This is a genomic window from Phormidesmis sp. 146-12, assembly GCF_052939495.1.
In genome coordinates this window covers 1-1,497 of record NZ_JBJPHS010000246.1, presented here as the reverse complement: position 1 = coordinate 1,497, position 1,497 = coordinate 1, and the positions used below count along the sequence as shown (strand labels likewise).

2 protein-coding genes are annotated in these 1,497 nt (G+C 47.6%); one reads left to right on the top strand and one right to left on the bottom strand.

Features of this window, described 5'->3' with window-relative positions:
* Positions 1-120: 120 nt before the first annotated feature.
* Complete coding sequence (locus ACKFKF_RS35030; RefSeq protein WP_446871941.1) at positions 121-408, top strand: nuclear transport factor 2 family protein; 288 nt, start codon at positions 121-123, stop codon at positions 406-408.
* Positions 409-505: 97 nt separating this feature from the next.
* Here ACKFKF_RS35030 and ACKFKF_RS35025 read toward each other — a convergent pair whose 3' ends face one another.
* The gene (locus ACKFKF_RS35025) at positions 506-1,441 is read right to left on the bottom strand and encodes an AraC family transcriptional regulator N-terminal domain-containing protein (RefSeq protein WP_446871940.1); all 936 of its coding nucleotides are present in this window, start codon (positions 1,439-1,441) and stop codon (positions 506-508) included.
* Positions 1,442-1,497 lie beyond the last annotated feature (56 nt).

Sequence of the window (1,497 nt, the reverse complement as noted above, 5' to 3'; positions counted from 1 at the left end):
AGTTGTGGCTCTTGGACTTCCAACGATGCGGATTGAGATCCGCGTTACTGCAATTACGAGCTAAAACCTATGGAGAGATTCAGATGTCAGAGAAAAACAAAGCAATTTTATTAGAGGCAAATGCGGCGATCGCGCTCAGGAAACAATGAAGGATTCCTATCGTTCTGCAACGACGACATGGAATGGATATTTGTAGGCGACAAGACCCTTAACAGAAAAGAAGCTGTCCGCCAATGGATGGCAACGACATACATAGAGCCGCCAAAGTTCATGGTCGCGAACTTAATCGCTGAGGGTGATTTCGTCACGGCACTCGGCGACATTACCATGAAGGATGAAGACGGGAAGGTGGCTCATTCTCGTACTGCGATGTCTGGCGCTTTTGCGATGGTCAGATGGTCGAATTAAAGGCTTTCGTCATCAAAACTGAGGTCAAGGTTGGTATGGCTGGAATAACTTTGATGGGCAGCTCTTCAGCTTACCTCCATCGCTAGTTTAATTCCGTTCACCTACTCAGTACTGTTTCGGTTGTCCGTAAACGTTCAACATCCCGGATAGGCGGCGCACCAAACATGCGGGCATATTCGCGGCTAAACTGTGAAGTACTCTCATACCCGACTTGATAAGCAGCTTGAGTTGCATCGATCGCCTCAGCCAGCATCATCTGACGTGCGGTTAACAATCTCAATTGTTTTTGGTATTGCAGCGGACTCATTGAGGTGACTGCTTTGAAATGGCGATGGAACGATGCCGTAGACATATTCGCTTGTTCAGCGAGATCCTCAACCCGCAACGGCTGGCTAAACTCTGCCTTAATTTGTCTGATTACTTCTGCAATTCGCTGCATGTTGCTGCCAGCGGTGGCAACCTGACGAACAGTTTCACCTTGGTGATCGGTGAGTAGACGGTAATAAATTTCGCGGATCATCATCGGGGCGAGAAACAGGATATCCTGTGGTGTCTCTAACAGGTTGATTAACCGGATGATGCAATCCAGCAAAGACGGATTGGCATCGCTAACGCACCAGCCTCTGACCGAGTTTTCTTTGCGATCGTTGTCTCGGTTTGTTTGAGCAATAATCTCACAGAGTTGAACTGGGTCTAGCTTCAGCTTCAAGCCGAGATAGGGTTGATCGGGTGTCGCCTCGATCATGCAGACGCTCAACGGCAAATCCACTGGCATCACCAAATATTGAGCAACACCATATTGAAAGTTTTCCTCATTCAGCGATAATTTCTTTTCGCCCTGTGCCGCCATAGCAAACAACGGTTCGCTGACTGTTTGGATGGTTGTACAAGTATCGCATCGCACAAAGACTAAGGAATCGATCGCAGTTGGATAATAAATGCCTCCCTTGCTGTCTGTGTGTCGATCGATGAGTGTTGCCAATTCTGCACATTTGGCGATCGCGCTTTTCTGGCTGAGTGTATCAATCGTCATGCTGAACTCCTAAATTGATGTAGCCTTGCTCATGCAGTCATTATAGGAAACCTTTC

What these genes read in the sequence shown, in the direction of transcription:
- ACKFKF_RS35030 (WP_446871941.1), top strand. Translation starts at nt 121, where the DNA reads ATGCGGCGATCGCGCTCAGGAAACAATGAAGGATTCCTATCGTTCTGC.
- ACKFKF_RS35025 (WP_446871940.1), bottom strand. Translation starts at nt 1,441, where the DNA reads ATGACGATTGATACACTCAGCCAGAAAAGCGCGATCGCCAAATGTGCA.